The 2,739-nt window shown below is 67.9% G+C and carries 4 protein-coding genes; all 4 read left to right on the plus strand.

Annotated elements, in window-relative coordinates:
• Positions 1-264: 264 nt before the first annotated feature.
• Positions 265-1,218, plus strand: coding sequence for a type II secretion system protein GspL (locus AC3WJP_RS29005; protein WP_493735703.1), 954 nt, complete (start codon positions 265-267; stop codon positions 1,216-1,218).
• Positions 1,202-1,810 carry a type II secretion system protein GspM gene (gene gspM / locus AC3WJP_RS29010; RefSeq protein ID WP_493724592.1) on the plus strand — a complete coding sequence of 203 codons (609 nt, stop codon included), beginning with the start codon at positions 1,202-1,204 and terminating at the stop codon, positions 1,808-1,810. Before AC3WJP_RS29005 ends, gspM begins: the two co-directional genes overlap by 17 nt.
• Positions 1,811-1,976: 166 nt before the next feature.
• Positions 1,977-2,540 carry a hypothetical protein gene (locus tag AC3WJP_RS29015; protein WP_493724591.1) on the plus strand — a complete coding sequence of 188 codons (564 nt, stop codon included), beginning with the start codon at positions 1,977-1,979 and terminating at the stop codon, positions 2,538-2,540.
• Positions 2,537-2,739: hypothetical protein (locus AC3WJP_RS29020; RefSeq protein ID WP_493735702.1), on the plus strand; the 203-nt coding region annotated here is incomplete at its 3' end. The genes AC3WJP_RS29015 and AC3WJP_RS29020, both read left to right, overlap by 4 nt.

Genomic DNA, 2,739 nt, shown 5'->3' on the forward strand with positions numbered 1-2,739 from the left:
CGAGCCCAGCTCGAACGCCTGCTCGGCCAATGGCGCGGCAGCCCGGCGCAACGCCTCTGGCGCCTGTGGCTGAGCGAACTGAACGGCCTGCTGCCCGCGCGCTGGCGCGAACGCCTGGGCAGCGGACCGCAGATCGGCACCCTCGACTGGCCGCTCGCCGAGCCCCCAATCGCCCCTGACAATGGCTCCCTGCGCAACCTGCCGCACCACCCTGTAGCGAGGGGGCTCGCCCCCGATACGGCGGATCAGCCCACCCATAACAACCTGCCGCACCCCCCTGTAGCGAGGGGGCTTGCCCCCGATGGGCCAGACCTGTCGAGCACGGTTGATACGACCGCCGTAGTCGGGGGCAAGCCCCCTCGCTACACAGGTACAGCGGCGGCTGTCCGCACACGGCACATCCTGTTATTGCCCGCCAACGCCGTGCTGATCCAGCACCTCACCGTCCCGCTGCTGGCCACCCGCAACCTGCGCGAAGTCCTCGGTTTCGAGCTGGACAAACACACCCCCTTCAACGCCGCCCAACTGTATTTCGACGCCCGCGTCATCAGCCGCGACAAACACCAGGCCAAGGTCGTGCTGGTCGCCATCCTGCGCGAACGCCTGCAAACCATCCTCGACCACTGCCAGCAACGGGGCCTGACCCTGCACGCCGTGGATGTCCGCGACGCCCAGGGCGCGCCCCTCGATATCGACCTGCTGCCGTCCCACGCTCGCCCCGGACAGCGCGCCGGCAATCGCCTCAACCGCTGGCTCCTGACGATCTGCGCGGTACTGCTGCTAGGCTGCATGCTGCTCTGGCTCAACACCCGGCAAACACTGTTGGACGACATGCAGAACAGCGTCGCCGAACAACGCCAGCAAGTCGCGCAGCTGCAACGCCTGCGCGCCGAACTGCTCAACACCCGCGGCGCCGCGCGCTACCTGGCGCAACGCAAACTGGCCCAGCCGGCACTGACCCAGGTGCTCGCCGACCTCACCGACTGCCTGGGCGCCGACACCTGGCTCGAACAGCTCGAAGTCAGCGACAGCGGCGAAGTCACCCTGTCCGGCCAGAGCGCCAGCGCCAGCGACCTGATCAACCGCGTCAAAGGCTGCCACAGCCTGGTCGACGCGCAGTTCCAGGGCATCATTCAGCCCGACGCCGACACCGGCAAGGATCACTTTTCACTGCGCGCCCACCTGCGCAAGGAGGCCGCCGATGCGCCGTCCGCTTAACGCCCGCGAGCGCCGCGGCGCCGCGGTCATCGTCCTCGCCCTGGTGCTGTGGGCGGCCTGGTGGTTGCTGGTGCAAAGCTGGTTCACGGGGCCCTTGAGCGACATCGACGAGCAGTTGCAAGACCTGCGCGAACAGCAACAACGCTACGCCGGCCAGCTCGCGCAAAAAACCGTGCTGCAACAGCAACTCGAACAGGCCCGCCGCGACCCCGCCAGCCGCAGCAGCCTGCTACCCGGTGACGACCTCAGCGCCGTGGCCGCGCAGTTGATGCAGCGCAGCGTCGAGCTGATCAAGGCCCACGCCGACGAGGGTCCCGGCTGCGAACTCACCCAGCGCATGCCGATCACCCCGGAGCAGGACAGCGCCCAGCCCTATCGTCAGGTCAAAGTCAGCCTCACCCTCGACTGCGCCGCCGAACCCCTCGCGCGGTTGCTGCACGACCTCGAATACAGCCAGCCGGCGCTGTTCGTCGACAGCCTGAGCATCCGCCGCAACAGCACCGCGCCGACGAAAGGCGGCCCGGGACGACTGCGTGTGCACTTGCTGGTCAGCGGTTATTTGCAGCCGGCGACGGCGAAGGTGGCGCCATGAAGTGCACGTTGATGTGCGACCAGAAACGCTTGCCTGCAGCCTGCTGCTGCCAAGTAGGGTGCCTGATTTCAAATGCGCCGATGTTGATTGCGAGCGTCAGCGGATGTGGGTACCTGTGCTCGTCGATCAGCCACACCCAGCCATCATCAGCAGTGGAGGCAGCCCAATGAAAACACTGCCTTTCAACCCGCTGCTGCTCATCCCCTGCGCAGTGCTGGCGACGCTCATGGCCCTGCTGCTCACCGGCACCGGCAGCGACCCGCAGTGGCTGCCACCCGGCGACGCGCCAAGCATGAGCAACGCCAACGCCCGCCCACTGGCCATGCCCGAGCTCGCCGAACAACGCCTGGCGCTGATCTGGCAGCAGCCGCTGTTCAGCCCCACGCGTCAGGGCGATGCCGAGCGCAGCAAAGGCGCGGACACCGGCCTGGCAGGCTATGCCCTCAGTGGCGTGGTGCTCGACGGCGCGGCCCAGTGGGCCTTGCTGCGCCAAGGCCCGCGGGCGCTCAAACTCAAGCTCGGCCAGGCGTTGGACAACGGCTGGGTACTCAGCCAGCTCAGCGCCCGCCAGGCCACGTTCAGCTACCAGGGCCAGACCCGCCAGTTGTCGATTCCCGTATTGCGTTTGCCCCCGCCTGAAGCGGCGGACGATGCACCCCGGCTTCCCGCCCCATCAGTCGTGCACACGGATGCGCCTCAAGAGGCCGAGCCTCCAGTGACCGCACCATGAACATCATCCCCTCAGGAGTCAGTAACATCGCCACCTTGCGCACCCCCCTGCTTTGTCTGGCCGCCGCCGTCACCCTTGCCGGTTGCGCGATGCCTTCGAACCGCACCGAGAACGATCCGGCCCTGATGCACGAGGCCCTGCGCGGCACCGGCGACCAGCGCGGCCAGCCATGCCGGCCCCTTCGCGGGCAAGCCTCGCT

The organism is Pseudomonas sp. GW821-FHT01A09 (assembly GCF_058986725.1).

Excerpts from the sequence above, each read along its gene's own strand:
- gspM (WP_493724592.1), top strand. The coding sequence starts at position 1,202 with ATGCGCCGTCCGCTTAACGCCCGCGAGCGCCGCGGCGCCGCGGTCATC.
- AC3WJP_RS29015 (WP_493724591.1), top strand. The coding sequence starts at position 1,977 with ATGAAAACACTGCCTTTCAACCCGCTGCTGCTCATCCCCTGCGCAGTG.